Genomic DNA, 23,141 nt, shown 5'->3' with positions numbered 1-23,141 from the left:
AGATAGAATAGTTTGCGAATGAGTTTATAAAGGTATATAGTATGGGGTGTCATAATTAGTGGATGAATCTTGGGAGAAAACAGGAAATGTTACAAATTTATTTTGTTAAATAGAAACCAAGGTCAAAATGTCTAGAAAGAAATAGTTGAATAAATACTAGCTTCAAATTATAATTACTAATATTCTTCATATAGTTAAATAAAGATAATCTATTTGAAGAAGAAAATTTGAATAGAGAGACAGACTTATAAAAAATAAGCCTTGGATGATCAAAAGAGGTGGAGAAATGAAACAGTTCTTATTAAAGAGCAAAAGTGTGTTAAGCAATCATTTTGGATTCTTTCTGTTTGCCGTTATTTTATTGTGGCTCAAAACATATGCAGCTTATGTAACGGAATTCAATTTAGGAATTTCAAACACAATCCAAAAATTCTTGCTGTTTTTTAACCCGCTTAGTTCAGCAGTTCTATTTTTAGGACTTGCATTATTTGCAAAAGGGAAACGATCTTATATTTGGTTAATTATCATTAATTTGTTATTGTCGATTCTTTTATACGCAAACGTAGTATACTATCGCTTTTTCAGTGACTTTATTACGTTCCCGACATTAACACAAACGAATAACTTTGGAGATTTAGGTGGTAGTATTCTTGCGTTGCTACATCTTTATGATCCATTATACTTCTTAGACACGATTATATTAATTGTGTTAGTCGCAACAAAATTTGCAAATCCAAAACCAATTCGTGTTGCGAAGCATAAATTATCTCTAGTATTTGTAGTAGGTATTTTATTATTCAGTGTTAACTTAGGTCTTGCAGAGTCTGACCGTCCTGAATTATTAACAAGAACGTTTGACCGTAATTATATTGTGAAATATTTAGGTGCATACAACTACACAATTTATGATGGAATTCAAAGTGCGAAAGCATCGACAGAACGAGCATTAGCGGATGGCGATAATATGACAGAAGTACGAAATTATTTAACATCAACTTATGCAAGTCCAAATCCTGAGTATTTCGGTAAAGGAAAGGGAATGAACGTAATTTACATTCATTTAGAGTCATTCCAAAACTTCTTAATTGATTACAAATTAAATGGTCAAGAAGTTACACCGTTCTTAAACTCATTTACAAAAGATGCGAATACACTATACTTTGATAACTTCTTCCATCAAACAGGACAAGGGAAAACATCTGATGCGGAGTTTATGTTAGAGAATTCAATGTTTGGCTTACCGCAAGGTTCTGTCTTTACAACGAAATCTCATAATACGTATCAATCAGCACCAGCTATTTTAGGACAACAAGGATACACATCAGCAGTATTCCACGGTAACTACAAAACATTCTGGAACCGTGACGATATTTATAAATCATTTGGTTTTAATAAATTCTTTGATGCGTCATACTACGATATGAATGAAAAAGACGTAGTAAACTACGGATTAAAAGATAAACCGTTCTTTAATGAATCTATTCCGTTATTACAAACGTTGAAACAACCGTTCTATACAAAGTTTATTACGTTATCGAACCATTTCCCTTATCCAATCGATAAGGCAGAAGCAACGATTGAACCAGCAACAACAGGTGATTCATCAGTAGATACGTACTTCCAAACAGCACGCTATTTAGATGAATCTGTAAAAGGCTTCATCGATTACTTGAAACAATCTGGTTTATATGATAACTCAATTATTGTTATGTACGGAGACCATTACGGTATTTCAGATAATCATAATGCAGCAATGTCAAAAGTAATGGGTAAAGAAATGAACTCATTTGAAAATGCACAGTTACAACGTGTACCATTAATCGTTCGTGTACCAGGAGTGAAAGGTGGCGTACAACATCAATACGGTGGTGAAATTGACGTTCTTCCAACGCTATTACACTTACTAGGTACAGATACAAAGAATTATGTTCAATTCGGTTCTGATTTATTATCACCAGATCATAAACAAGTCGTTGCGTTCCGTAACGGTAACTACGTAAGCCCAACAGTTACTGCACTAAACGGCAAATACTATGATACAACTACTGGAAAACCTGTAGAATTTACAGATGAAATAAAGAAAAATGAACAAATGGTTCAAAACTCACTAAAATACTCTGACCAAGTCGTAAATGGTGACTTATTACGATTCTACACACCGGAAGGATTCACTCCAGTAGATCGTTCGAAGTATAACTATAACAACCGTGATAAAAACAAAACGAAGGTAAAAACGACTCCGGAAGGGGAAGCTAAATAAATAATAAAAGGCGCTATTCATATGAATAGCGCCTTTTATTTGTAAATATACCATCATTATGAGACAGAACCAGCTGTTGCTTTTTGTTTTGCCTTTCCGAAGAAAACTACACCGACGATGATAATAATGATAAATGCCCATTTAACGAAAGGGTTACTTTCGAAAAATCCAGCGAACCATTTCTCATCTACAATCATTTTCGCGGCAGTATAAGCTAAAACGGCTGCTCCGATCGTAATGATGACAGGAAAACGATCCACCCATTTTAAAATTAATGTACTGCCCCATACGACTACTGGAATAGACACTAATAATCCGATGATTACTAAAGAAAAGTTACCATGGGCAGCTCCTGCAACAGCGAGTACATTATCAATGCCCATTAACGCATCAGCAATAATAATGGTTTTAATAGCAGACCAAAATCCTTCTTCGGCTTTAATATCATGATTTTTGCCCTCAGCGATCAGCTTGTAAGCGATCCAAATAAGAAGTACACCACCAATTAGGAGTAATCCAGGTATTTTTAATAACCAAACGACAACTAAGGTAGCGAGAGCCCTAATAGCGATTGCTCCAATGGTTCCCCAAATGATAACTTTCTTTTGTTGGTCTTTCGGTAATCTTCTTGCTGCTAATCCAATTACGATGGCATTATCTCCGGCTAACACTAAATCGATTACAATAATGGCAAGCAAGGCAGACAAATATTCAGGTGAAAGAAAATCCATATACATATCACTCCTTAAGAGTAATATGTGCTAAAGTGTTGATAATATAAAAAAGGATTGAAATTGTATATTCAATCCTTTTTTGACTGTATTCTGATATGTATGTTTTTATTTTGAATAAGTCGCTTTTGTAGTTTTTTACTTATCGCGTTTCTTTCTTAAATTGATTCCAAGTTTCTTCAGTTTGCACTATAAATACGATTATATAACATCTACTTATTTAAACTAGATTAAAGATAGCATGTGATATTTCAAAGTTAAATTTATTTGATAAAAGGGAAGGGACGTATAATGTTGATATGGTGCAAGCGTGTATAGGTTTTCTCTATAAGGAAATTCTAAAAACGATAAAAAAGACTTGATAACCTACTAGAGGGGATCAAGTCTTTTCATTACATACGATTATCATGCCAGAAGTTTAATGGGAAGTGTTCGTTCTCATTATATGCTTCTAATTCATATCCTTTTTCTTTCAGTCCTTTAATAATTCCAGGTACTGCTTTTACTGATTGTGGATGAATATCATGCATAAGGATAACTTCTGTTGGATTTGTAGAATGAGCTAGAACGTTTTCTACAATTTTAGCTGATGCAGCATCAACTTGCATTTTGTTATATTTCCAGTCTAAAGAATCAATTGTCCAATCCCAAACTTTTAAGCCATTGTCTACAACTTTGTTGCGAAGACCTTCGTTTAATCCTGGCATAGAGCCGTAAGCTGGACGAGTTAATACTGGTGATTTACCTAAAACACCAGCGATTAAGCCTTGGTCTTCCTTCATTTCATCTACGTAATGACCTTCAGTGTAAAGTTTTTTGTAGTTATGAGTCATACTGTGCATCCCAACGTAGTGGCCTTCAGCATCTTCGCGTTTTACAAGATCAGGGAAAGCTTTTACGTTTGAACCAATTAGGAAAAATGTTGCTTTTGCATTTTCTTTCTTTAACATATCTAAAAGCTCAGCTGTGTATTTTCCAGGACCGTCATCAAATGTTAAATAAGCGACTTTTCTAACTTGCCCGTTATAATGTTTTGGAGCTTCTTTCGGAGCAAGAGATGTTTGAATCTCACTTACAAGTTGAACAGATTTTGCTTCATCCTCTGTACTAGCTAAAGCAGTATGTACTGATCCAAAAGCCGCTTCGTATGTGAATAATACTCCCGCACAAACTAACATAGCCCTTTTTACTAAAGTTGTCATTCGAATTCCATTGTGCATAATTTTCCTTCTCTCTATAAAAGTTCTACTCTACTATATTAGCAATTATAGGTAGGGAAATGCAAAGAAACTTTTTTACACTTGTAAAAAAGTTTACCCAAAAGTATGCAAGATTTTATATCAATTGCAGTTTTGAAAAATAGAATGAATTTAAACTTTATTATTTAAACTTTCAATCACCAAATCATACTTTCGTATCACTTCGTTTTCGTTCCAAATATTGATTCGAATATTTTTGATTTTTATTAAAATATTGGTAAAGAAACAATTATATGAAAAAAGGAGCGGGAATATGAATAATTATATTTGCACTACATGTGGAGTACAGTATCCCGAAAATGAAGAAGCACCTTCTCACTGTAAAATTTGTAATGAGGAAAGGCCATATGTTAATCCAATTGGGCAGTCATGGATAACATTAGAAACAATGCAAAATAGCAATTTATACTAAAGTCCTATTGTTTATTAACTAATAGGTCTTTCAACTTAGGAAGCTCACACTAATGAGGGATGTTAAAGGGAATATATCTAACCTATACTAATTACTATAAAGCTTTGGAAAATGAAAAGGAGGAGATTTGCATGAAGAATTGGGTTCAATTTAGAATTGCAAGACCAACAGATAAATTTGAAGAAGTGATCAGTTTTTATGAAACAGGATTAGGACTAAAACGTATAGGGGAATTTCACAATCACGAAGGATATGACGGGGTTATGTTTGGATTACCAGATGAAGAGTATCATTTGGAGTTTACTACACATGTTAATGGAAGTCCATGTCCGGCACCGACAAAAGATAATTTACTAGTTTTTTATATGCCTAATAAAGATGAAATTGAAAAGATAGTGAATCGATTAAGTAATATGGGCTATCATGAGGTGGAACCAGAAAACCCGTATTGGATAGAGAAAGGAACCACAATAGAGGATCCAGATGGTTGGAGAATTGTGCTTATGAATGCATCTGAATAAGGAAACTATTTTCATATGAAATAGAGTGTAGCAAAATGATTTAGACATAAATCCCTACAGCGTTTGTAGGGATTTTTATATAAGAAAATCTTATTGAGAGAGTTATTAAAATGTAGAAAGTATTTTGGCTAAGAATAAATGTAGTAAACATAATTTATGAAGGAGGTATAAAAGTATGATAGTAAACCATTTTAAAGAGTTTTCTAAACATGTTGGAAATACACATCTCATTAAAAGTTCTTTCGTAGTTTATATCTTATTCTACGGAAAATTGATACCATCAAAAAACTGTATGTTTAACATGTATAGTTTTTTGATGGTGTAGCTGTGCAATGTTTAAAAATTTCACATACCGTATTTTAAAAATAAATATAGGAAAACCAAAAAGTAATGTAGAATATATCGTACATACATATATACAGTCAACATAAAAGATAAAGAGGTGGGTATATGTTACTTGAGGAAGTAATGCAGCAACTAGAGGAATATGGAACAGAACAAAATCGAAAAACGTATAAAAACCACGGAGCGAAAGAGCCGTTATTTGGAGTTAGTTTTGCGAATTTAAAATTGTTAAAAAAGAAGATAAAAAAAGATCATGATTTAGCAGTTGGATTGTGGGAAACGAAAAATATGGACGCAATGACATTAGCAACTTATATTTTAGATCCGAAAAAAATAACGACAGAACAGCTTAATAGTTGGATTCAGGATGTTGATTATTACTGTTTGATGGATGTTCTTATGACATCTATATGTACTTCGCCAATTGCAATAGAAAGAATGGAAGAGTGGACAAAGTCTAATGATGAATGGATTGGAAGAGCTGGCTGGTCTTTATTAGCAAATATAGCGATTAAAAATAAAACGTTACATGATGATTTCTTCTCTCCGTACTTAGAAGAGATTAAAGAAAATATACATAATGAAAAAAATAGAAAAAAAGAAGCGATGAATAGTGCTTTAATCGCAATAGGAATTCGTAATGAAGACTTAGAGCGACAAGCGATTGAAATTGCACGTGAAATTGGAAAAGTAGAGGTTGATCACGGTGCAACATCATGTAAAACACCAGATGCAGAAAGCTATATAAAAAAAGCGAGAGAAAGAGCTGAAAAAAAGAAAGTGAAATAAGAAAAGAGGATCGGTTATGAAAGCAATTGACGCAGCACAAAACATAATTACATTACAATTTTCGAATTGTGATGTAGCTTTACTCGGCGGAAGCGTTGCACGAGGAGAAGCGACGAAAACATCTGACCTTGATATTGTAATAGTTGACCAAAGTTTAACTTCTTGCTATAGGGAATCTTTCTATAGTAATGGATGGCCTGTTGAGGTGTTTGTTCATAATTTTGAAACATATAAAACCTTTTTCAAAATGGATTGTGATCGAGGGAGACCGTCGTTACCACAATTAGTTTCGGAAGGGATTGCATTAAAAGGGGAAAAGGAAATTGTTGAGAAATTAAAAAAAGAAGCGAATGATTTACTACATAAAGGACCAGCTAAATGGACCGAAGAAACGATTAAGCAGAAGCGATATTTTATTACGGATACTTTAGATGACTTTATTGGTGCAACAAAAAGAGAAGAAGAATTGTTTATCGCTAATTTATTAGCGGATTTAGTACATGAATATGTATTAAGAGTAAATGGTAAGTGGCTTGGGAGTTCAAAATGGTTTATTAGAGTGCTAAGAAGATATGATGAGCAATATGCAAACAAATTTGTAGCCGCTTTTGATCATTTTTATAAAACGGGAGAGAAAAATGAATTAATTCATTTTATAGAAAAGACGTTAGAACAGTATGGTGGAAGAGTGTTCGAAGGATTTTCTATTGGTAAATAAAAATGGGCGAGAAAAATGAATGTACCATATGTTCAATTAAGAGAATTGACACTAGATGATGTAGAAGATCGCTATCAATGGTTATTAGATAGAGATGTAACAAACCATTTAGTTGTACCAGATCAATATCCTCCGTTCACTCGTGGAGATACGAGAAACTGGATTGAAGCTTGTATAAGCCGAAAAAATGGTTATGAACAAAGGGCAATCGTTACTGAGGCAGGTATACATATTGGATGGGTAGACCTTAAAAATTTTGATAAAACAAATAAAAATGCTGAACTAGGAATTGCGATTGGAAATAAAGACTATTGGGGTAAAGGATTTGGAATGGCAGCTCTAAACAGCATGTTACAAATAGGTTTTTCTCAGCTTGAATTGGAGAAAATTTGGTTACGTGTAGATGAAGATAATACAAAAGCTAAAAAGAGTTATGAAAGTGCCGGATTTGTATGCGAAGGGTTAATGAGAAATGATCGATTGAGACAGGGGAAGTTCATTCATCGCAATCGTTACAGTATATTAAAAGAAGAGTATGAATCAAAAAAGTAGCCTATAAAAATATTATGTAAATTAAAAAGGGGAAGATAAAATGATTCGATTACTTACAAAAGCGGATGCAAAACAATATTGGGAGTTACGTTTACAAGCATTACAAGTAAATCCAGAAGCATTTATAACGACTTATGAAGAAGCAGTACGTCAAGAAAACCCTCTTGAACGAGTTGCTAGTAATCTTTCATCCAATAGTAGTTTTACATTTGGTGCTTTTAATAATGAAAATCGTTTAGTTGGGGTTGTTACTTTATTAACAGAAGAAAAAGACGCATATAAGCATAAAGGACATATCGTTGCAATGTATGTAGATACTGAAAATCGAAGAAGTGGTCTTGCACGTGATTTAATACGTAAAGCAATTGAAAGGGCAAAAGAGATGAAGCTAGAGCAATTGAATTTAGGGGTTGTGTCAACGAACGAACCAGCCAAACGATTATATGAATCAATGGGATTTAAAACATACGGAATTGAAAAAAGGGCTATAAAAATGAATGGTGTGTATAGTGATGATGAACATATGGTGTTGTTCTTTTAAGAGAGGAAGTTTTGTATGAAAAAGGCGAAACTGCGACAATAAGATGGTGAATATGGCATATAGCAGATCATAATTGGTATCATCAAGCTCATATCAGTCGTTTGAGGAAATTATACAGAGAATATAAACTACATATTCTTTAATTTTTGAATGAACGAACGCCCCTAAATAATAATTAAAGGAGGCGTTTGTTTTTATTCGTTCGCTTTTCTTCCCAAGCTATCATTAAATTTTTATGATAATCTTTTGGTTTCTCAATAGAAAACCAGTAAATTGAATGTGCAATAGTTGGTAGCCATCTTTTATAGCGGATGTGTATATTTTCATGGTGAGTATAGTGGGTCGAGATTAAAGTAGATTTTGACCCTTGAAAATTTTGATATGTAATGGCCTCGATTTCATACCAATGCACTTTATTCCCATGTAAATCTACTACAATTCCTTCATCATCCCAAAGTGAAATGTAAGTTTGTATGTAGATTTTTCATCGCGTATACTAAAATATATGTCATAGAGATAAAAAATTAAATACAAGGGGTTTTACAATGAAAGCAATTGTTATAGGGATATTGGCATCATTTTTCTTTGCCTTTACCTTTGTTTTAAACCGGGCAATGGACTTAGAAGGTGGAAGCTGGATTTGGAGTGCATCATTACGGTATTATTTTATGGTTCCAATGCTATTACTTATTGTTATGTATAGAGGGAACTTAAAGCAACTCTTTCAATATATGAAAAACAATCCGAAAGAATGGTTAGTGTGGAGTATCGTTGGATTTGGTCTCTTTTATGCACCGCTTAGTTTTGCTGGAGCGTTCGGACCAGGTTGGCTTGTTGCATCAACATGGCAAATTACAATCGTTGCAGGGATTTTGTTAACACCATTTTTTGCGGTGGATCCACTACATAAAAAACTTCCGATGAAGGAATTAGTTATGTCGGGCATTATTTTATTCGGTGTTGTTCTCATGCAAGCAGAACATGCTTCTTCATTAGGTATTCGTGAAACCGTTTTATGTGTAGTTCCTGTACTTATTGCAGCATTTGCGTATCCTCTTGGAAATAGAAAAATGATGCAAGTTTGTAAAGGGGAATTAGATGTATTTCAGCGAGTACTCGGTATGACATTAGCAAGTTTACCATTTTGGTTTTTATTATCTGGTTACGAAGTATCAACAGGCGGATTACCGTCAAGTAGCCAAGTTTTTCAATGTTTTATTGTAGCAGTTAGCTCTGGGTTAATCGCGACAGTATTATTTTTCTTTGCAACAGATCTTGTGAAAGATGATCCGCAAAAATTAGCAACAGTGGAAGCGACGCAGTCTGGTGAAGTTTTATTTGCGCTAGTAGGAGAGCTGATCTGGTTATCTGCACCAATTCCGTCATCATTATCTTGGATTGGTATGAGTCTCGTTATTATTGGAATGATACTTCATAGTTATGTGGCTGTCGTTGTAAAAAAAGAAGAAAAAATAACGGCGTAATGAGATTAGCTCTTTTTATTAAGAGTTAGTCTTTTTTTCATAGAAAGGGATGAAAATATGAATTTACATCGCGTTGAACAAATTGAAAAAGATTCAATATTAAATGTGCTACAATATGCCGTCGGTCCAAATGAAATAAGCTTAAAGAAAGCAGTATTATTTTATCAAAGTAATAAAGGGACTTTGTACAAATATGAAGAAAAAGCTTGTCTAGGTATTGAAGTAATCGGAGCAACTAAAGCACGAGTATGTCATATAGCAGTGGCTCCAGATTATCGTCAAAAAGGAATTGCACTGCAAATGATTAAAGAAGTGGTAAGGATATATCAATTGACTTATATAGAAGCAGAGACAGACGATGGGGCGGTAGAATTTTATAAAAGAATTGGTTTTCAAGTTAAAAGTTTAGGAGAAAAATATCCAGGGATAGAAAGATTTCATTGTTACATGGAAAAATAGCATGAAAATATACAATTGTACATATTGAATATAGTTTGAAAAAAATAATAATTTCATTATATAATATAGGTATCTGGAAAAATATAGATAAAAGAAGATGGGTGTATAACAAGTGAGAATGGATAAAAGTAAGTTTATAAAAATAGCTACTTCAATAGGGGTGTCATCTTTTTTATTAACAGGTTGTGGTGATTATGAAGAAGAAACTGCTCAGCAAGAAAGTACAGCTGTTAAAACAGATGGTGCAAAACAAAGAAATGAACAAGAAACATTAAATTGTGATGATAAAGCCCCAACCAATGAAAATGTAGAGAAAGATGAGTTATGCAAGGAAAATAATCCGTCATTTTCATCTTATCATGAAAACTCTCATTTACCGATACTTCCATTTGTAGCAGGATATTTATTAGCGAGTAGAACTTCAAATATGAATTATACAGCAAAACCAAATTTAATGAAGAAACCGTATGCAAATAATGTTATTCCATATCGTGAAAAAGATGAGCGTAGAACAGGTGGCGGTAGTAGCGGTGGTTATACTGGTGGTTCTAACGGTAACAATAATACTTCCAATAAAGTAGATTTAAATAAACAGCAGCCAAATCCATCCAATAAAGTAACACCAGATACAAATACGCCAAAATCATCTACTACGCAAACACCGAAAGTAAACTCTGGTTCAAGTGGAATTGGAAACGCAAAAGCGCCAGCAGGATCCTAAAACGAAAGGGTAATGGAGTAATGTATACAGAACGAGAGCAAGAAGAGTATATGAAAGTATGGTTTTCACTTGCAGAAGAGGCTAGTAGGAATGGTTTCACTTGGCCTAGTCTGTTAGAGAATGAAGAATGGAATCAATATATGGCAACAGGGATGTATCGCATGCCAGCAAAAACTTATACTGCTATCTCAAAAGCGACAGAAGAAATCATGTATGTGTTATATAGAACGTATCAATATATTGTAAATACGACAGAAGATTTTCAAAAACTTGGATTCCCAGCTGAAGCGTGGGAAATGGCGAGAATGAAACATAATGGTTTATTTTCATATTTTACAAGGTTTGATTTTATCGTAAATGGTGACGATATAAAATTAATAGAAGTAAATTGTGATACGCCAACAGGCTATTTAGAACCGTCTGTCGCAAATGAAGTGTTATGCCGTTATCATGATGTAAATCACCCAAACCATATAGAAGAGCATATTGTGCAGGCATGGGAACAAATTAAACATGACTATCATATAGGCCCTGAAGAGACGATATATTTTACTAGTTATGATTGGCACGATGAAGATAGTCAAACGGTTCAGTTTTTAAGAACGTATTGCTTAAATCAGTCAACGGACTATGTAGGAATACAAGACATTGTCGTTGCGGAAGATGGTATATATACGCCGAGTGGAGAAAAAATAAAATATTTATATAGACTGTATCCAATAGAGTATTTAGTAACGGACGTTGATAAGAATGGAAAAAGGATTGGTTTACAATTTTTAGATCATATTGCGCAAGAAAGAGTGAAAATTATTAATCCGCCAGCCGCATTTGTTATGCAAAACAAAAGTGTACTCGCACTAATTTGGAAGCTTTATGAAGAAAGTGTTTTCTTTACAGAAGAAGAGCAAGACATTATTTATAAATACTTTCTACCAACATATTTTTCAAATAAGCGATTTCTAGAAAGACATGAATCATACGTTTCCAAACCTGTATTTGGTCGTGAAGGTGGCGGAGTATCTATATACGAAAATGATGAATTATTAGCTGAAGATAAAACAGAGTATTACTTTGAACAAAGGAAGATATACCAGCAATACATAGAAATGCCTGACTATACCATTGACACATGGGATGGTCCATATACTGGTAAACTATTAATTGGCTCTCACTGTATAAGCGGAAGAGCAGCAGGCTTATTTTTACGTGTAGGTGAGAAAATAACGGGAAACTTATCAATGTTTACTGGGGTTACAATTGAAGGATAAAGTAAACAAAGAGCTCATCATTTGTGATGAGCTCTTTCGTCTATGTATAAAACAGCTTTTTATGGTTGGATGTAAAATCTTCACTTTCTTTTTGTGTTTTAAATCTGAATATTATAATTCAAATATTTTTTGTGTAATAATATTACTATTTTTTATAGATGTGAAAAATGATTAAGTTAAAAATTAAGAAAAATATGATAATATATTTATATAAAAGTTTAAATTTACGTAGCTAGTGGGGGAACCAATATGAAAATGAATGAAATAGTAGCAAGTACACAATTTCCAAATACAATCGAAACAATAACAAAAGATTTAAAAGCATTAGGAGTCGAAAAAGGAATGACAATTATCGTTCATTCATCACTAAGTTCTATCGGGTGGATATCTGGTGGTGCGGTTGCTGTAGTAGAAGCATTAATGAAAGTTGTTACGGAAGAAGGAACGATAATAATGCCAACGCAATCTTCGGATTTGTCCGATCCGAAACATTGGTCAAGACCACCTGTACCGGAAGACTGGTGGCAAATTATCCGAGATAACGTCCCAGCATTTGATTCACGTATAACCCCAACAAGGGGAATGGGTGAAATAGTTGAATGTTTTCGTACATATCCGAATGTAGTACGTAGTAATCATCCGTTAGGAAGTTTTGCTGCATGGGGAAAACATGCAGTAGAAATAACAATGAACCATTCGTTATCAATGAGCTTTGGAGAAGAATCTCCATTAAGAAAAATATATGATTTAGACGGGTACGTATTATTAATTGGTGTTGGATATGATTCCAATACGTCTGTTCATTTATCCGAGGTGCGTTCTGGTGCATGTGAGTTAATACAAGTAGGAGCACCTATTATAGAAAACGGTGAAAGAGTGTGGAAAGAGTTTTTTGAAATGGATTACGAATCTGAGAAGTTTGTAGAAATTGGTGTGGAGTTTGAGCGAAAAGGAACTGTAAAAAATGGGAAGATAGGGAATGCAACGTGTCGTCTAATGAAACAGCGTGATATAGTTGACTTTGGAACAGAATGGTTTCGTAAGAAAAATTAGTAAGGGATGGTTACAATGAAGGGGAAAAAGGTATTAATTACGAGCGGTGGTTGTCTAGAAAAATGGGATCAAGTACGCGGGCATACGAATATGGCCAAAGGTACAATCGGAAGGATAATCGCAGAAGAACTTCTAGCTAAAGGGGCACATGTTATATATTTACACGGTTATTTTGCGGAGAAACCGAGTGATGTACATAGAGGGTTAGAATTACATCCATTTGAAGGAATCGTTGATTTACAAGATAAAATGAAAAGTATCATATCACATGAAAAGATTGATGCAGTCATTATGGCAGCGGCTGGATCAGATTGGATTGTGGAGAAAATTTGTGATCAAGATGGTAATGTTCTTAATATGAACGGAAAAATTTCAAGTGATATAGCACCGATTATTCACTTTCAAAAGGCTCCAAAAGTATTAAAACAAATAAAAGAATGGGACCCAGAAACAGTACTTGTTGGTTTTAAACTTGAAAGTGATTTAAATGAAGAAGAACTGTTTGAAAGAGCAAAAAATAGAATGAAAGAAGCAAGGGCGAATGTAATGATTGCGAATTCACCACATTCTTTATATTCGCGCGGAGCTGTGCATTATGTAATTGGACAGGATGGTAAAGGGAAGTTGTGTAATGGGAAAGATGAAACAGCGAAAGAAATTGTCAAAAGCTTAGAGTTATTATGTAATAGTGTCACTGCTTTTTAAAATTAAGTTTTTAGATGAGAATGAATCCGCATAGTAATAAGTAAGCGAAACTTTAATTGGTGGGAATTTTACTTTTACACGAATGTGAAGCGTATACCAATCAAGAGCTATACACAGAATAATTGGTGAGGAGTGGATTCTATGGAACATTTATTAAAGCAAGCTATTAAACTTAGAAACGAAAAGAAATATGCGCAGTCTAAAGAGATGCTTATAGGATTAACAAACTTTACAAAGGATGCAGAAGTACTGTATCAGTGTGCGTGGATACATGATGTAATGGGGCTAGAAACAGAAGCAGTTCCGTATTATGAGCAGGCAATCGCAAATGGACTTGATGGCGAATCGCTTTGCGGTGCTTATATTGGTTTAGGAAGTACATATCGTTGTATAGGGGAATATGAAAAGGCAATTACAGTATTAGAAGCTGGGGTGAAAAAATTCCCAGAGAACGCTCCGATGAAAGTATTTTTATCATTAGCAAAATATAACGTAAACGATCACGAATCAGCGATGAAATTATTACTTGAAACTGTCGTGAAAGTAGAGGAAGTAAAAGAATTTGAACGTGCCATTTCATTTTATAAAGACCATTTAAATGAGGTTTTTAAATAAAGGAGTGAACGTATGGAGGTTACACTATCACGAAGGCGAAAAGGTGTTTGGATTGGACTCGTCTTTTTAATTATGCTACCAAACTATTTATTGTATGCCCTTCCAATTGTACCAGTTGCGCCGAAAGAAGTTGTGCTTGGGTCATTATTAGATTGCATGTTTGTCATTCCAATCATCACGTATTTCTTCATTATTCGAAAAAGATACTCGTTAACGTATATAGTTCCTGTTGTAATAGCTGGTTATATTTTTGCGAGATTTATTATTCCAAGTGACTATTTACAAGCTTTTTCATTCATCTCTTATATTATTGTTGCGGCTGAAATTGCATTTGTAGGTCTAGAATTATTCCTTCTCTATAAAATTGTTAGAGTGCTTCCTAAAATAATAAAAAAATATAAAGAATATAGAAGAGAAAATTATTCCTTTTCTTATGCAATTGATGCAGCGTTTGACGCTACTATGAAAAGAAGTAAGTTAGTAGATGTCATTCTAACAGAGTGTAAGTTAATCTATTATGCGTTTTTATCGTGGCGTGAAAAAGTACCAACAGGTAAATCTGTATACTCATATCATAAAAAGACTGGTGCTATAGGTGTGTATATCATGATTATTCATGCAACAATAATTGAAAGCATTGGTTTTCATTATTTACTACATCAGTGGAATCCAGTAATAGCATGGATTTTACTTATTTTAAATGTATACGCGATGATTTATTTTATAGCTGAAATACAAGCGATGCGCAAAAATCCCCTTGTCGTAACAGAAGAACAAGTAGTCATTCAAATCGGATTAGGAAAGAAAATTGTTATGCCATTTACACAAATTGATAATATTGCGTTCTACAAGGGTGAATTGCTAACGGCAAAAGAAAGGAAACAGGTATTGGATGCAACTGTTATGGAGTTCATAAAAGAACCTGCTACTTTTGAAATAACATTAAAAGAGCCAGTGAAAGCGCAGTTGTTATACGGCTTTTCTAAAACAGTAAGTCGTGTTTACTTAAATGTTGATGAAGAACGAAAATTTTATGATGCGGTTAAGGAAAAGTTAAAACATGAGTAATAGTGCTGTTAGTTACATAAAAACAAATGAGCTTCCGTTAGAAGTGAAAAAATATGAAACATGGATAGTGAAAAACTCTTTCTAAATAAGAAGGAGTTTTTATTATATACTTTTATAAATCATTATATAAAAAACTATACACTTCTTTATCACTACATAAATGGATATAATTGAGGATAGAACTAGCATAAGGGGAAACAAAATAATGAATAAGTTACTTACATCGAAAATTGAAATTATAGAAAGAAAAATCCGGTATAACTCAACAATAGTAGATCACAATTGCTTATTACTTGAAAAGCAATCACAAAGTATCGTTTTATTTCACGAGGTGCAGTATTCATTTACAATGACTGCAAATGATACTAAGTTAACAATCCCAAAAGGAAGTTATACAATCGCATATTACTGGAAAGATCGTCCGTACAATTTATACGTATGGAGAGATATAAAAGGAAAGTATTTAGGTTCCTATTTTAATATTGTAAAAAACACACAAATAAAAGATGAAGTGGTTTCCTTTGAAGATTTAATCATCGATATTATGGTACTTCCAAATGGAGAATACTTCATATTGGATGAAGATGAATTACCAGAACCATTAGGGAATTTCGAAGGTGGTTACGTGAGGAAAGCTCTTTATGGATTAAAAGAAATCATTCAAAAAGAGCTGCCACCAATAGTTTTGGAGACAGCCAGGGTGCAGAGGAAATAAAATTTAATTACATAAATATTTTGAATGGGAATGAGTAGTCTCAAGTTATATGATCTAACTTTTTTAATAAATCTAAGGTTAGTAGCATATTTCTTGAAATTACTCTTTTTTTTGTAGAAATTTCGTCGCTTAGTTATTAAATCCCATCAAATGCATTTAGCGTGTGAGTTTTCTTATTGGTTACAGTGGATTAAAAATCAGAAAAAATAGTAAGTAAATGATATCGTTCAAATAAACAACAGTAAAAATATTCAAACGAATCATATGTATGTTTTGATAAAACCTAGTTGACTTATCGGAAATATTTGTATAATATGTACTTAATTCCATAACGTATTGCTGATTGGAGAAACCAAAGGCATTTTATCTGTTGATAAAATGCCTTTGGTTTTTTTATTGCACAAATACTGAATCTGTTCATTTATATGAATCATTTTAAGGAGGAGAAGAAATGACTGTTTCAATTGATGGGGTATCAAAATATTTTTTGAAACAAACTGGTACTGTTCAAGTATTAGAGAATATTAATTTTCAATTAGAGAAAGGGGATTTTGTTACAGTAATTGGTCCGAGTGGGTGCGGAAAAAGTACATTACTAAAAATTGTTGCCGGTCTAGATAATGATTTTGAAGGGGAAGTTGTTATTGACGGGGATCCTATCTTAAAACCGAGTAAGAAACAAGGTTTTATTTTTCAAGAACATAGGCTTTTTCCATGGTTAACAGTTGAAGAAAATATAGCGGCAGATTTGTCGTTAAAAGATAAGTATGTGAAAGATAAGGTGAGAGAATGGGTTGAAATCGTTCGGTTAGATAGCTTTGAAAAATCGTATCCGAAAGAGATTTCAGGCGGGATGTCACAACGTGTTGCGATAGCGAGAGCGTTATTAAGAGATCCGAATGTATTATTACTTGATGAACCTTTTGGAGCGCTGGATGCTTTTACTCGAAGTCATTTACAAGAAGTATTGCTAAATATTTGGGAGCAGAAGAAAACAACAATGATATTCGTTACACATGATATAGACGAAGCGATATATCTTTCAAACCGAATCATCATTATGAGTGCAAAACCAGGGAAAATACATAAAGTGATTGAAAATAATTTGCCTTATCCGCGAAATAAAACTTCTCAATCGTTCCAACAACTTCGAACGAAAGTATTACAGCAGTTTGAATATGGAGGGTTGATTCAAACAAGTATATAGGAAAAGGGTGATTTTATATGTATAAAAAATTAAAAATTCTTTCTTTTGCTTTAGCTATATCAGTATGTTTGTTAGGATGTGAAAAAAGTACAGCAAGTAGTAAGAAAGAAGATGTAACAATACAAATTGGTATACAACAAGGATTAAGCCCGCTATTACTAGCAAAGAAAAAGGGATGGTTTGAAGAGGAGTTTAAAAAAGAAGGAGTTAAAGTGAAATGGACAGAGTTCCAAAGTGGACCTCCTTATTTTGAAGCAATCGCATCAAACCGGTTAGACTTTGGTGAAGTAGGGAATTCTCCAGTCATTTCAGCGCAAGCAGCAGGTATTGGATTTACCGAAATCGCCAATACAAGTTATGCGAGAAAAGGAACTGGAATTCTCGTTCAAAAAGATAGTAAGATTGCGAGTGTAAAAGATTTAAAAGGTAAAAAAATTGCAGTAGCAAAAGGAAGTAGTGCCTTTAATTTATTATATCGAGCACTTGATAAAGAAGGTATTGATGCAAAAGATGTAAATGTCATTCAATTACAACCAGATGAAGCGCAGCCTGCATTCGAATCAGGATCAGTAGATGCATGGGCGATTTGGGACCCTTTCATATCATTACATACGTTAAATAAAGGTGCGAAGGTGATTGCAGACGGTGAAACATTAAATGTCTCTTCACCAGAATTTTTAATTACGAGGACAAAATTTGCGAAAGAACATCCAGAATTAGTTGAGAAATTCCTCAAAGTTTATGAGAAAGCACGTGTATGGCAAGATGCTAACTTAGATGAAGCAATAAAAGTATACACTTCTGTAAAAAAGATAGATGCAGAGATTGTAAAAGAAGTGTTTAATCACGACAAACCAATTTTAGTTCCGGTAACTAAGGAAATAATAGCAGAACAACAAAAGACTGCGGATTTTCAATATAAGCTCGGTTCTATAAAGAAAGAAATTAAGACGGAAAAAGTTGTAGATAATTCTTTCGTAGAAAAAGCATTGAAAGCGAAGTGAAAAGAGGTTTTGTAAAGTGGAAAATACGAAAGCTGTTATGAAACCAGCGAGTATAACGATTAAGAAAAATGGCATAAAGAAGGTACGAAAGTTAAATGTAAAAGTTTTAGTAAGGGCGATTACTATACCGGTTATTATATTAATAATTTGGCAGTTGGCTGGCGTATTCGGTCTTGTTTCTAAAACAGTTTTACCAACACCATTAGATATTTTTCTAGCTTTCCAAGAGCTTATTAAAACAGGAGAGTTATTCGGCCATTTAAGTATTAGTGTATTCAGAGCTGCGGCTGGTTTCTTTATTGGTGGGGGCTTAGGAATCATTTTAGGAACGATTGTTGGATTTTCAACGAGAAGTGAGCAATATTTAGACCCATCTGTGCAAATGTTAAGAACTGTACCTCATTTAGCTGTTGCGCCGCTTTTCGTATTATGGTTCGGTTTTGGTGAAACATCAAAAGTGTTATTAATTGCAGATGGTGCATTTTTTCCTTTATACGTAAACGCATTTTTAGGTATTAGAGGTGTGGATTCAAAGTTATTTGATGTTGCGAGAGTGTTAGAGTTTAGTAAAAGAAAATTAATCACGAAACTAATTTTACCAGCTGCATTGCCTAACCTTTTACTAGGAGCAAGGTTATCGTTAGGTGTTGCGTGGGTGAGTTTAGTAGTAGCAGAACTTATGGGGTCTACAGAAGGTATTGGCTATATGATTATGGATGCAAGGCAATTTTCAAATACAGATATCGTATTTGTCGGCATAATTATATTTGCATTTGTTGGGAAGTTTTCTGACTCTCTAGTACGTTTACTAGAAGTGAAGTTTTTAAGATGGCGAGATAACTTTAAAGGTGAGACAGGGAATTAACATATAAATTATTAGGGGTAATTTATATAGAATGTGTTAGTATACGATTCAAAATAAATAAGGGGTGTGTAAAGGTATGGAATTATTATGGTTTATTCCGGCTTATGGAGATGGTCGATATTTAGGAACGACAAAACGAGGAAGAGCAGCTGAATATGGTTATTATAAGCAAGTTGCTGCGGCAGCTGATTATTTAGGATATACGGGTGTTTTACTTCCAACTGGTCAAGGATGTGAAGACCCTTGGGTGTTAGCTTCAGCTCTTGCTGCTGAAACAGAAAAACTAAAATTTTTAGTAGCAGTGAGACCAGGACTAATGTCCCCTACAGTTGCAGCGAGGATGGCATCTACATTTGATAGAATTTCACATGGGAGGCTGCTTATTAATGTAGTAGCTGGAGGAGATCCAGTTGAACTACAAGGAGATGGATTATATCTTGATCATGATGAAAGATATGAAGCAGCGGATGAATTTTTAAAAGTTTGGAAATCGACATTGCAAGGTGAAACGATCTCTTTAGAAGGAAAACATATTAAAGTTACAGATAGTAAAGTTGTATTCCCACCAGTTCAAATACCATATCCTCCTATATATTTCGGAGGATCGTCAGCTGCTGGAAAAGAAGTAGCAGCTGAACATAGTGATGTATATTTAACGTGGGGAGAGCCGCCAGAGCAAGTGAAAGAGAAAATAGAAGAAGTAAGAAAACTTGCAGAAGAGAAGGGGCGTACAGTGCGATTTGGCATTAGATTACACGTAATTGTAAGAGAAACAGAAGAAGAAGCATGGGAAGAGGCAGAACGTTTAATTCAATATGTGGATAATGAAACAATTGAGCTTGCTCAAAAGACATTTGCAAGATATGATTCGGTTGGTCAAAAACGGATGACCCATTTAAATAAAGGTACGAGAGAGTCGTTAGAGATAAGCCCTAATTTATGGGCTGGAATCGGACTTGTAAGAGGTGGGGCAGGTACTGCACTTGTAGGCGATCCGCATACAGTAGCAAAAAGGATAAAAGAATATGAATCGTTAGGAATTGATACGTTTGTTTTATCAGGATATCCGCATTTAGAAGAAGCGTATGAAGTGGCAGAATTGTTATTCCCATTATTGAAAGACGAGAAGAAAGAAGAAACTAAAATTGTTGGTGAAATGATTGCTGATGCATATGCATTAAAAAAATAGTGAGAAATAAAGTTTCACTTATTTATTGCTCCATTTTGTTTACTGGCTGTTAACACGGGATAAAAAACCCGCAAGTTATTCGCTTGCGGGTTTTCATCGTAAATTATTAGAAAATATGGTAAAATTAAAGGGTAACTTAAGGTGCGGTTGGTTGTTCAATTATCACTTCTCCGAGTAGGAGGGGGGTGATAATACGTGAGTGAAATAGCGTTGCTACTGCAGGGTGGACTGTTTCTCGTTGCATTGTTAACGTTCGTCGTCGTTTTAATAGACAAGCTCAAAAAATAACAACCCACCTATGCCTATAGAATGTGGGTTGTTTTGTTTGTAAGAAACAAATAGGATAAATGAACAATCCAATCTGCTAAGTTACGTGGACTAGTGTGTAGCCGCACACTAGTCTTTTTTATTTATATACAATTTATAATTGGTTTATGTGATTGTATTGTTCTTTTCATACTCATTATAACACAGTGTCTTTTCATCAAGAAAGGAGACCGTATGTTCTGGTCTCTGTTATATAGTAGGTGCTTTTTCTTTAAACAGCCCATCCATATACTGTTTTAAACTTTGGACATAAAATTTCTGTGTATTCACATTATTTACACCGACAATGGGTGATGGAAGGTCAAATCTTTTTTCTGATAAATGAACGACAACATCAAAAATGTCAAACAAACGAATGAAGCAAAACAGCCCGTCTTTATCGCTAAGTAAAATAAAGTAATGATTTTCACTACTTGTATTTAGCGTATTCCATAAAGAACTTTTGCTTAAATCACGTACAATGCTTTTTTCTTTTAGTTCCACGAAATCTGCATTTGAGAGAATGGTAGAGATATCAATCGCATCTTGATCTTCAAAGTAGCCATCAACTGTTTGTACAGCGAATGTATAAGCCATTTTTAATATACTCATTTTATATTTACGGTTATCCAATAGCAATTCACGTTGAATAGAACTGGCTACTTTCGTTACACGTTCCTCTTTCCAAATTTCATTATGTAAGGAAATATCGTGCTTTTTACATAGTTTCATAATTAATGCATTAGAATAAAGAATTTCGTCGCTTACTTCGACAACATCAGTCTCAGCAGCTGCAAGTTCCTCACCGTGCTCATTCGTATAGAGTGGGGAATCAATTTGTCTTTTCATTTGTTCAATCTTAAATTGACTCAATTTATGCCTAATTAAAGGACGATCAATATTTGTTGTCATTTGTTCATGACAAGTATCACAAATTGAGTTTGTGAAATAATATCCACATAATATTTCTGGAATGACATATTGTTCACTAAGTTCTTTCGTATCTTTTCTGCAAATGATGCATTGTGTCATTTTTATCACCTTTACCTGCAAATTTGTATGTAATCTCATTGTAGTGTATTTATTGGTATTTTGGAATATTGTAAAGGAAAATATTATGTGAAATTCATACTTATTTTGGTACAATGAAGAGAAGTGCTAGTTTAAAGGAGGCCATTTTTTTGAAATCAAAAGTGCACTTTTGGACATTAGAAGTGCTAATGGTTGTAGGAATCATATTTATTTGCACAAAAATATCATTTTTATTTCAACCGATTGGTATCTTCATATCAACATTATTTTTCCCAATCTTAATCGCGCTTTTTTTATACTTCATATTTAATCCTGTATTAATCTTTTTGGAGAATAAAAAAGTACCTAGAAATTTAGCGATATTGCTGTTATATCTTTTTATCATAACATTAACTGCGGTTGGCGTTGGAGTAGTTGTTCCTACGATTTCACAACAGCTAATGGACTTAGTAAAAAATATGCCAGGCTACATAAAAGAGGGAAAAGTATACATACAAGAATTATCACATCATAGGTTGTTTGAATGGTTATCTACACAAAACTACGTTTCCATTGAAACAATTGAAAAAAATGCGATTGAATACTTAAAAGATATACCAAATACAATTACGTCGAGTGCAACGGCTTTATTTGGTATCATCACGAACGTTGCATTAGTTGTATTTACTGTACCGTTCATTTTATTTTACATGTTTAAAGATGGACATGCCTTTCCAGGAAAAGCGGTAAGTTTATTACCAGAGTCTTACCGTGAAGAGGGGCTTCGTATCATTAAGGAAACGAACGAAACATTATCTGCATATATTCAAGGGCAAGCGCTCGTTTGTATATTTGTAGGTGCGTTTACTTTTATCGGTTATTTAATTATCGATTTACCGTACGCTTTCGTTTTAGGAATTATTGCAGCATTTACAAACATCATTCCTAACTTAGGTCCATTTATCGGAGCAGCACCAGCTGTTATTGTAGGACTGTTCGTATCTCCGATGCAAGCCTTATACGTAATTATTATCGTAACAATTGTACAACAGTTTGAAAGTAATATTATTTCACCACGTATTATGAGCTCGAAATTAAACATCCACCCATTAACAATTATTATCCTAATTTTAGGGGTAGGTAACTTTGCTGGAATCATCGGAATGATTTTAGCAGTACCAGTTTATGCAGTAACAAAAACAGTTGTTTCAAACTTAGTGAGATTGTTTAAAACGAAGAGAAGTAATCGGAAATAGTAAAACCTGAGAAAGATACACCTCTTTTTAAGTGGTGTATCTTTTGTTTATAAAAAAATAATTAAAAGCGGGTTGATTTGATTTTAT

General features: G+C 33.8%; 24 protein-coding genes and 1 pseudogene. 22 read left to right on the top strand and 3 right to left on the bottom strand.

The window, feature by feature from the left end; translation table 11 throughout:
* The first annotated feature begins 286 nt into the window (after positions 1–286).
* Positions 287–2,260 (top strand): LTA synthase family protein, encoded by a 1,974-nt coding sequence (locus N2V80_RS14520; protein ID WP_000808774.1) that lies wholly within the window; start codon positions 287–289, stop codon positions 2,258–2,260.
* A 56-nt stretch (positions 2,261–2,316) separates the two neighbouring features.
* Here N2V80_RS14520 and N2V80_RS14515 read toward each other — a convergent pair whose 3' ends face one another.
* Entirely contained in the window at positions 2,317–2,991 is a 675-nt protein-coding gene (locus tag N2V80_RS14515; RefSeq protein ID WP_048567567.1) for a TerC family protein, read from the bottom strand.
* A 392-nt stretch (positions 2,992–3,383) separates the two neighbouring features.
* Positions 3,384–4,211 carry a peptidoglycan-N-acetylglucosamine deacetylase gene (locus N2V80_RS14510; protein WP_000551444.1) on the bottom strand — a complete coding sequence of 276 codons (828 nt, stop codon included), beginning with the start codon at positions 4,209–4,211 and terminating at the stop codon, positions 3,384–3,386.
* A gap of 582 nt (positions 4,212–4,793) precedes the next feature.
* Between N2V80_RS14510 and N2V80_RS14505 the strand changes: the two genes are divergently transcribed.
* From N2V80_RS14505 to N2V80_RS14410, 20 genes and pseudogenes are all read left to right on the top strand, one after another.
* Positions 4,794–5,183, top strand: coding sequence for a VOC family protein (locus tag N2V80_RS14505; RefSeq protein ID WP_000800670.1), 390 nt, complete (start codon positions 4,794–4,796; stop codon positions 5,181–5,183).
* A gap of 450 nt (positions 5,184–5,633) precedes the next feature.
* Complete coding sequence (locus N2V80_RS14500) at positions 5,634–6,317, top strand: DNA alkylation repair protein (protein ID WP_000923455.1); 684 nt, start codon at positions 5,634–5,636, stop codon at positions 6,315–6,317.
* Positions 6,318–6,333: 16 nt separating this feature from the next.
* Complete coding sequence (locus N2V80_RS14495; RefSeq protein ID WP_000643682.1) at positions 6,334–7,035, top strand: nucleotidyltransferase domain-containing protein; 702 nt, start codon at positions 6,334–6,336, stop codon at positions 7,033–7,035.
* A gap of 15 nt (positions 7,036–7,050) precedes the next feature.
* The gene (locus N2V80_RS14490) at positions 7,051–7,587 is read left to right on the top strand and encodes a GNAT family N-acetyltransferase (RefSeq protein WP_061655646.1); all 537 of its coding nucleotides are present in this window, start codon (positions 7,051–7,053) and stop codon (positions 7,585–7,587) included.
* A 40-nt stretch (positions 7,588–7,627) separates the two neighbouring features.
* Positions 7,628–8,128 carry a GNAT family N-acetyltransferase gene (locus N2V80_RS14485; RefSeq protein WP_000620317.1) on the top strand — a complete coding sequence of 167 codons (501 nt, stop codon included), beginning with the start codon at positions 7,628–7,630 and terminating at the stop codon, positions 8,126–8,128.
* Positions 8,125–8,271 (top strand): annotated as a pseudogene (locus tag N2V80_RS14480) (DinB family protein); the annotation flags it as partial. The gene N2V80_RS14485 and the pseudogene N2V80_RS14480, both read left to right, overlap by 4 nt.
* 402 nt (positions 8,272–8,673) lie before the next feature.
* A complete protein-coding gene (locus tag N2V80_RS14475) occupies positions 8,674–9,612 on the top strand; it encodes a DMT family transporter (protein ID WP_000644587.1) in 939 nt (312 codons plus the stop codon).
* A gap of 57 nt (positions 9,613–9,669) precedes the next feature.
* Positions 9,670–10,071, top strand: coding sequence for a GNAT family N-acetyltransferase (locus N2V80_RS14470; RefSeq protein WP_053514303.1), 402 nt, complete (start codon positions 9,670–9,672; stop codon positions 10,069–10,071).
* Between the two features lie 112 nt (positions 10,072–10,183).
* Positions 10,184–10,792, top strand: a complete 609-nt coding sequence (locus N2V80_RS14465; RefSeq protein WP_001242170.1) for a hypothetical protein — start codon at positions 10,184–10,186, stop codon at positions 10,790–10,792.
* A 20-nt stretch (positions 10,793–10,812) separates the two neighbouring features.
* Entirely contained in the window at positions 10,813–12,060 is a 1,248-nt protein-coding gene (locus N2V80_RS14460; protein ID WP_000287883.1) for a glutathionylspermidine synthase family protein, read from the top strand.
* A 249-nt stretch (positions 12,061–12,309) separates the two neighbouring features.
* Positions 12,310–13,113: an aminoglycoside N(3)-acetyltransferase gene (locus tag N2V80_RS14455; RefSeq protein WP_000783344.1), complete on the top strand. Its 804-nt coding sequence runs from the start codon at positions 12,310–12,312 to the stop codon at positions 13,111–13,113.
* Positions 13,114–13,128: 15 nt separating this feature from the next.
* The gene (locus N2V80_RS14450) at positions 13,129–13,818 is read left to right on the top strand and encodes a phosphopantothenoylcysteine decarboxylase domain-containing protein (protein ID WP_061655875.1); all 690 of its coding nucleotides are present in this window, start codon (positions 13,129–13,131) and stop codon (positions 13,816–13,818) included.
* Between the two features lie 141 nt (positions 13,819–13,959).
* Positions 13,960–14,433: a tetratricopeptide repeat protein gene (locus tag N2V80_RS14445; RefSeq protein WP_000400636.1), complete on the top strand. Its 474-nt coding sequence runs from the start codon at positions 13,960–13,962 to the stop codon at positions 14,431–14,433.
* Between the two features lie 12 nt (positions 14,434–14,445).
* Positions 14,446–15,501, top strand: coding sequence for a hypothetical protein (locus N2V80_RS14440; RefSeq protein WP_000454145.1), 1,056 nt, complete (start codon positions 14,446–14,448; stop codon positions 15,499–15,501).
* A gap of 205 nt (positions 15,502–15,706) precedes the next feature.
* On the top strand, positions 15,707–16,216 hold the full coding sequence (locus N2V80_RS14435) for a DUF402 domain-containing protein (protein WP_001037878.1): 510 nt from the start codon (positions 15,707–15,709) through the stop codon (positions 16,214–16,216).
* A 451-nt stretch (positions 16,217–16,667) separates the two neighbouring features.
* Positions 16,668–17,423 carry an ABC transporter ATP-binding protein gene (locus N2V80_RS14430; RefSeq protein WP_000218580.1) on the top strand — a complete coding sequence of 252 codons (756 nt, stop codon included), beginning with the start codon at positions 16,668–16,670 and terminating at the stop codon, positions 17,421–17,423.
* 17 nt (positions 17,424–17,440) lie between these two features.
* Positions 17,441–18,427, top strand: a complete 987-nt coding sequence (locus N2V80_RS14425; RefSeq protein WP_000277087.1) for an aliphatic sulfonate ABC transporter substrate-binding protein — start codon at positions 17,441–17,443, stop codon at positions 18,425–18,427.
* Between the two features lie 16 nt (positions 18,428–18,443).
* Positions 18,444–19,292 (top strand): ABC transporter permease, encoded by an 849-nt coding sequence (locus N2V80_RS14420; protein WP_000432134.1) that lies wholly within the window; start codon positions 18,444–18,446, stop codon positions 19,290–19,292.
* A gap of 76 nt (positions 19,293–19,368) precedes the next feature.
* The gene (ssuD, locus tag N2V80_RS14415; protein WP_061655876.1) at positions 19,369–20,481 is read left to right on the top strand and encodes an FMNH2-dependent alkanesulfonate monooxygenase; all 1,113 of its coding nucleotides are present in this window, start codon (positions 19,369–19,371) and stop codon (positions 20,479–20,481) included.
* A gap of 195 nt (positions 20,482–20,676) precedes the next feature.
* Positions 20,677–20,769, top strand: coding sequence for a putative holin-like toxin (locus N2V80_RS14410; protein WP_001289320.1), 93 nt, complete (start codon positions 20,677–20,679; stop codon positions 20,767–20,769).
* Between the two features lie 228 nt (positions 20,770–20,997).
* Here N2V80_RS14410 and N2V80_RS14405 read toward each other — a convergent pair whose 3' ends face one another.
* The gene (locus tag N2V80_RS14405) at positions 20,998–21,819 is read right to left on the bottom strand and encodes an HNH endonuclease (RefSeq protein WP_000189710.1); all 822 of its coding nucleotides are present in this window, start codon (positions 21,817–21,819) and stop codon (positions 20,998–21,000) included.
* A gap of 149 nt (positions 21,820–21,968) precedes the next feature.
* On the opposite strand from N2V80_RS14405, the gene N2V80_RS14400 reads away from it, so the two are divergent.
* A complete protein-coding gene (locus N2V80_RS14400) occupies positions 21,969–23,054 on the top strand; it encodes an AI-2E family transporter (RefSeq protein WP_000837892.1) in 1,086 nt (361 codons plus the stop codon).
* Positions 23,055–23,141: the final 87 nt, after the last annotated feature.

The sequence above is a fragment of the Bacillus sp. FSL W8-0640 genome (assembly GCF_038007725.1).
GTDB classification, from domain to species: domain Bacteria; phylum Bacillota; class Bacilli; order Bacillales; family Bacillaceae_G; genus Bacillus_A; species Bacillus_A cereus.
Note: the sequence above shows the minus strand (reverse complement) of the source record. Positions and strands in the feature narration are given on the sequence as shown.

Bases quoted from the DNA above. Each gene is read 5' to 3' on its own strand.
- N2V80_RS14520 (WP_000808774.1), top strand. From the start codon at position 287: ATGAAACAGTTCTTATTAAAGAGCAAAAGTGTGTTAAGCAATCATTTT.
- N2V80_RS14515 (WP_048567567.1), bottom strand. From the start codon at position 2,991: ATGGATTTTCTTTCACCTGAATATTTGTCTGCCTTGCTTGCCATTATT.
- N2V80_RS14510 (WP_000551444.1), bottom strand. From the start codon at position 4,211: ATGCACAATGGAATTCGAATGACAACTTTAGTAAAAAGGGCTATGTTA.
- N2V80_RS14505 (WP_000800670.1), top strand. From the start codon at position 4,794: ATGAAGAATTGGGTTCAATTTAGAATTGCAAGACCAACAGATAAATTT.
- N2V80_RS14500 (WP_000923455.1), top strand. From the start codon at position 5,634: ATGTTACTTGAGGAAGTAATGCAGCAACTAGAGGAATATGGAACAGAA.
- N2V80_RS14495 (WP_000643682.1), top strand. From the start codon at position 6,334: ATGAAAGCAATTGACGCAGCACAAAACATAATTACATTACAATTTTCG.
- N2V80_RS14490 (WP_061655646.1), top strand. From the start codon at position 7,051: ATGAATGTACCATATGTTCAATTAAGAGAATTGACACTAGATGATGTA.
- N2V80_RS14485 (WP_000620317.1), top strand. From the start codon at position 7,628: ATGATTCGATTACTTACAAAAGCGGATGCAAAACAATATTGGGAGTTA.
- N2V80_RS14475 (WP_000644587.1), top strand. From the start codon at position 8,674: ATGAAAGCAATTGTTATAGGGATATTGGCATCATTTTTCTTTGCCTTT.
- N2V80_RS14470 (WP_053514303.1), top strand. From the start codon at position 9,670: ATGAATTTACATCGCGTTGAACAAATTGAAAAAGATTCAATATTAAAT.
- N2V80_RS14460 (WP_000287883.1), top strand. From the start codon at position 10,813: ATGTATACAGAACGAGAGCAAGAAGAGTATATGAAAGTATGGTTTTCA.
- N2V80_RS14455 (WP_000783344.1), top strand. From the start codon at position 12,310: ATGAAAATGAATGAAATAGTAGCAAGTACACAATTTCCAAATACAATC.
- N2V80_RS14450 (WP_061655875.1), top strand. From the start codon at position 13,129: ATGAAGGGGAAAAAGGTATTAATTACGAGCGGTGGTTGTCTAGAAAAA.
- N2V80_RS14445 (WP_000400636.1), top strand. From the start codon at position 13,960: ATGGAACATTTATTAAAGCAAGCTATTAAACTTAGAAACGAAAAGAAA.
- N2V80_RS14440 (WP_000454145.1), top strand. From the start codon at position 14,446: ATGGAGGTTACACTATCACGAAGGCGAAAAGGTGTTTGGATTGGACTC.
- N2V80_RS14435 (WP_001037878.1), top strand. From the start codon at position 15,707: ATGAATAAGTTACTTACATCGAAAATTGAAATTATAGAAAGAAAAATC.
- N2V80_RS14430 (WP_000218580.1), top strand. From the start codon at position 16,668: ATGACTGTTTCAATTGATGGGGTATCAAAATATTTTTTGAAACAAACT.
- N2V80_RS14425 (WP_000277087.1), top strand. From the start codon at position 17,441: ATGTATAAAAAATTAAAAATTCTTTCTTTTGCTTTAGCTATATCAGTA.
- ssuD (WP_061655876.1), top strand. From the start codon at position 19,369: ATGGAATTATTATGGTTTATTCCGGCTTATGGAGATGGTCGATATTTA.
- N2V80_RS14405 (WP_000189710.1), bottom strand. From the start codon at position 21,819: ATGACACAATGCATCATTTGCAGAAAAGATACGAAAGAACTTAGTGAA.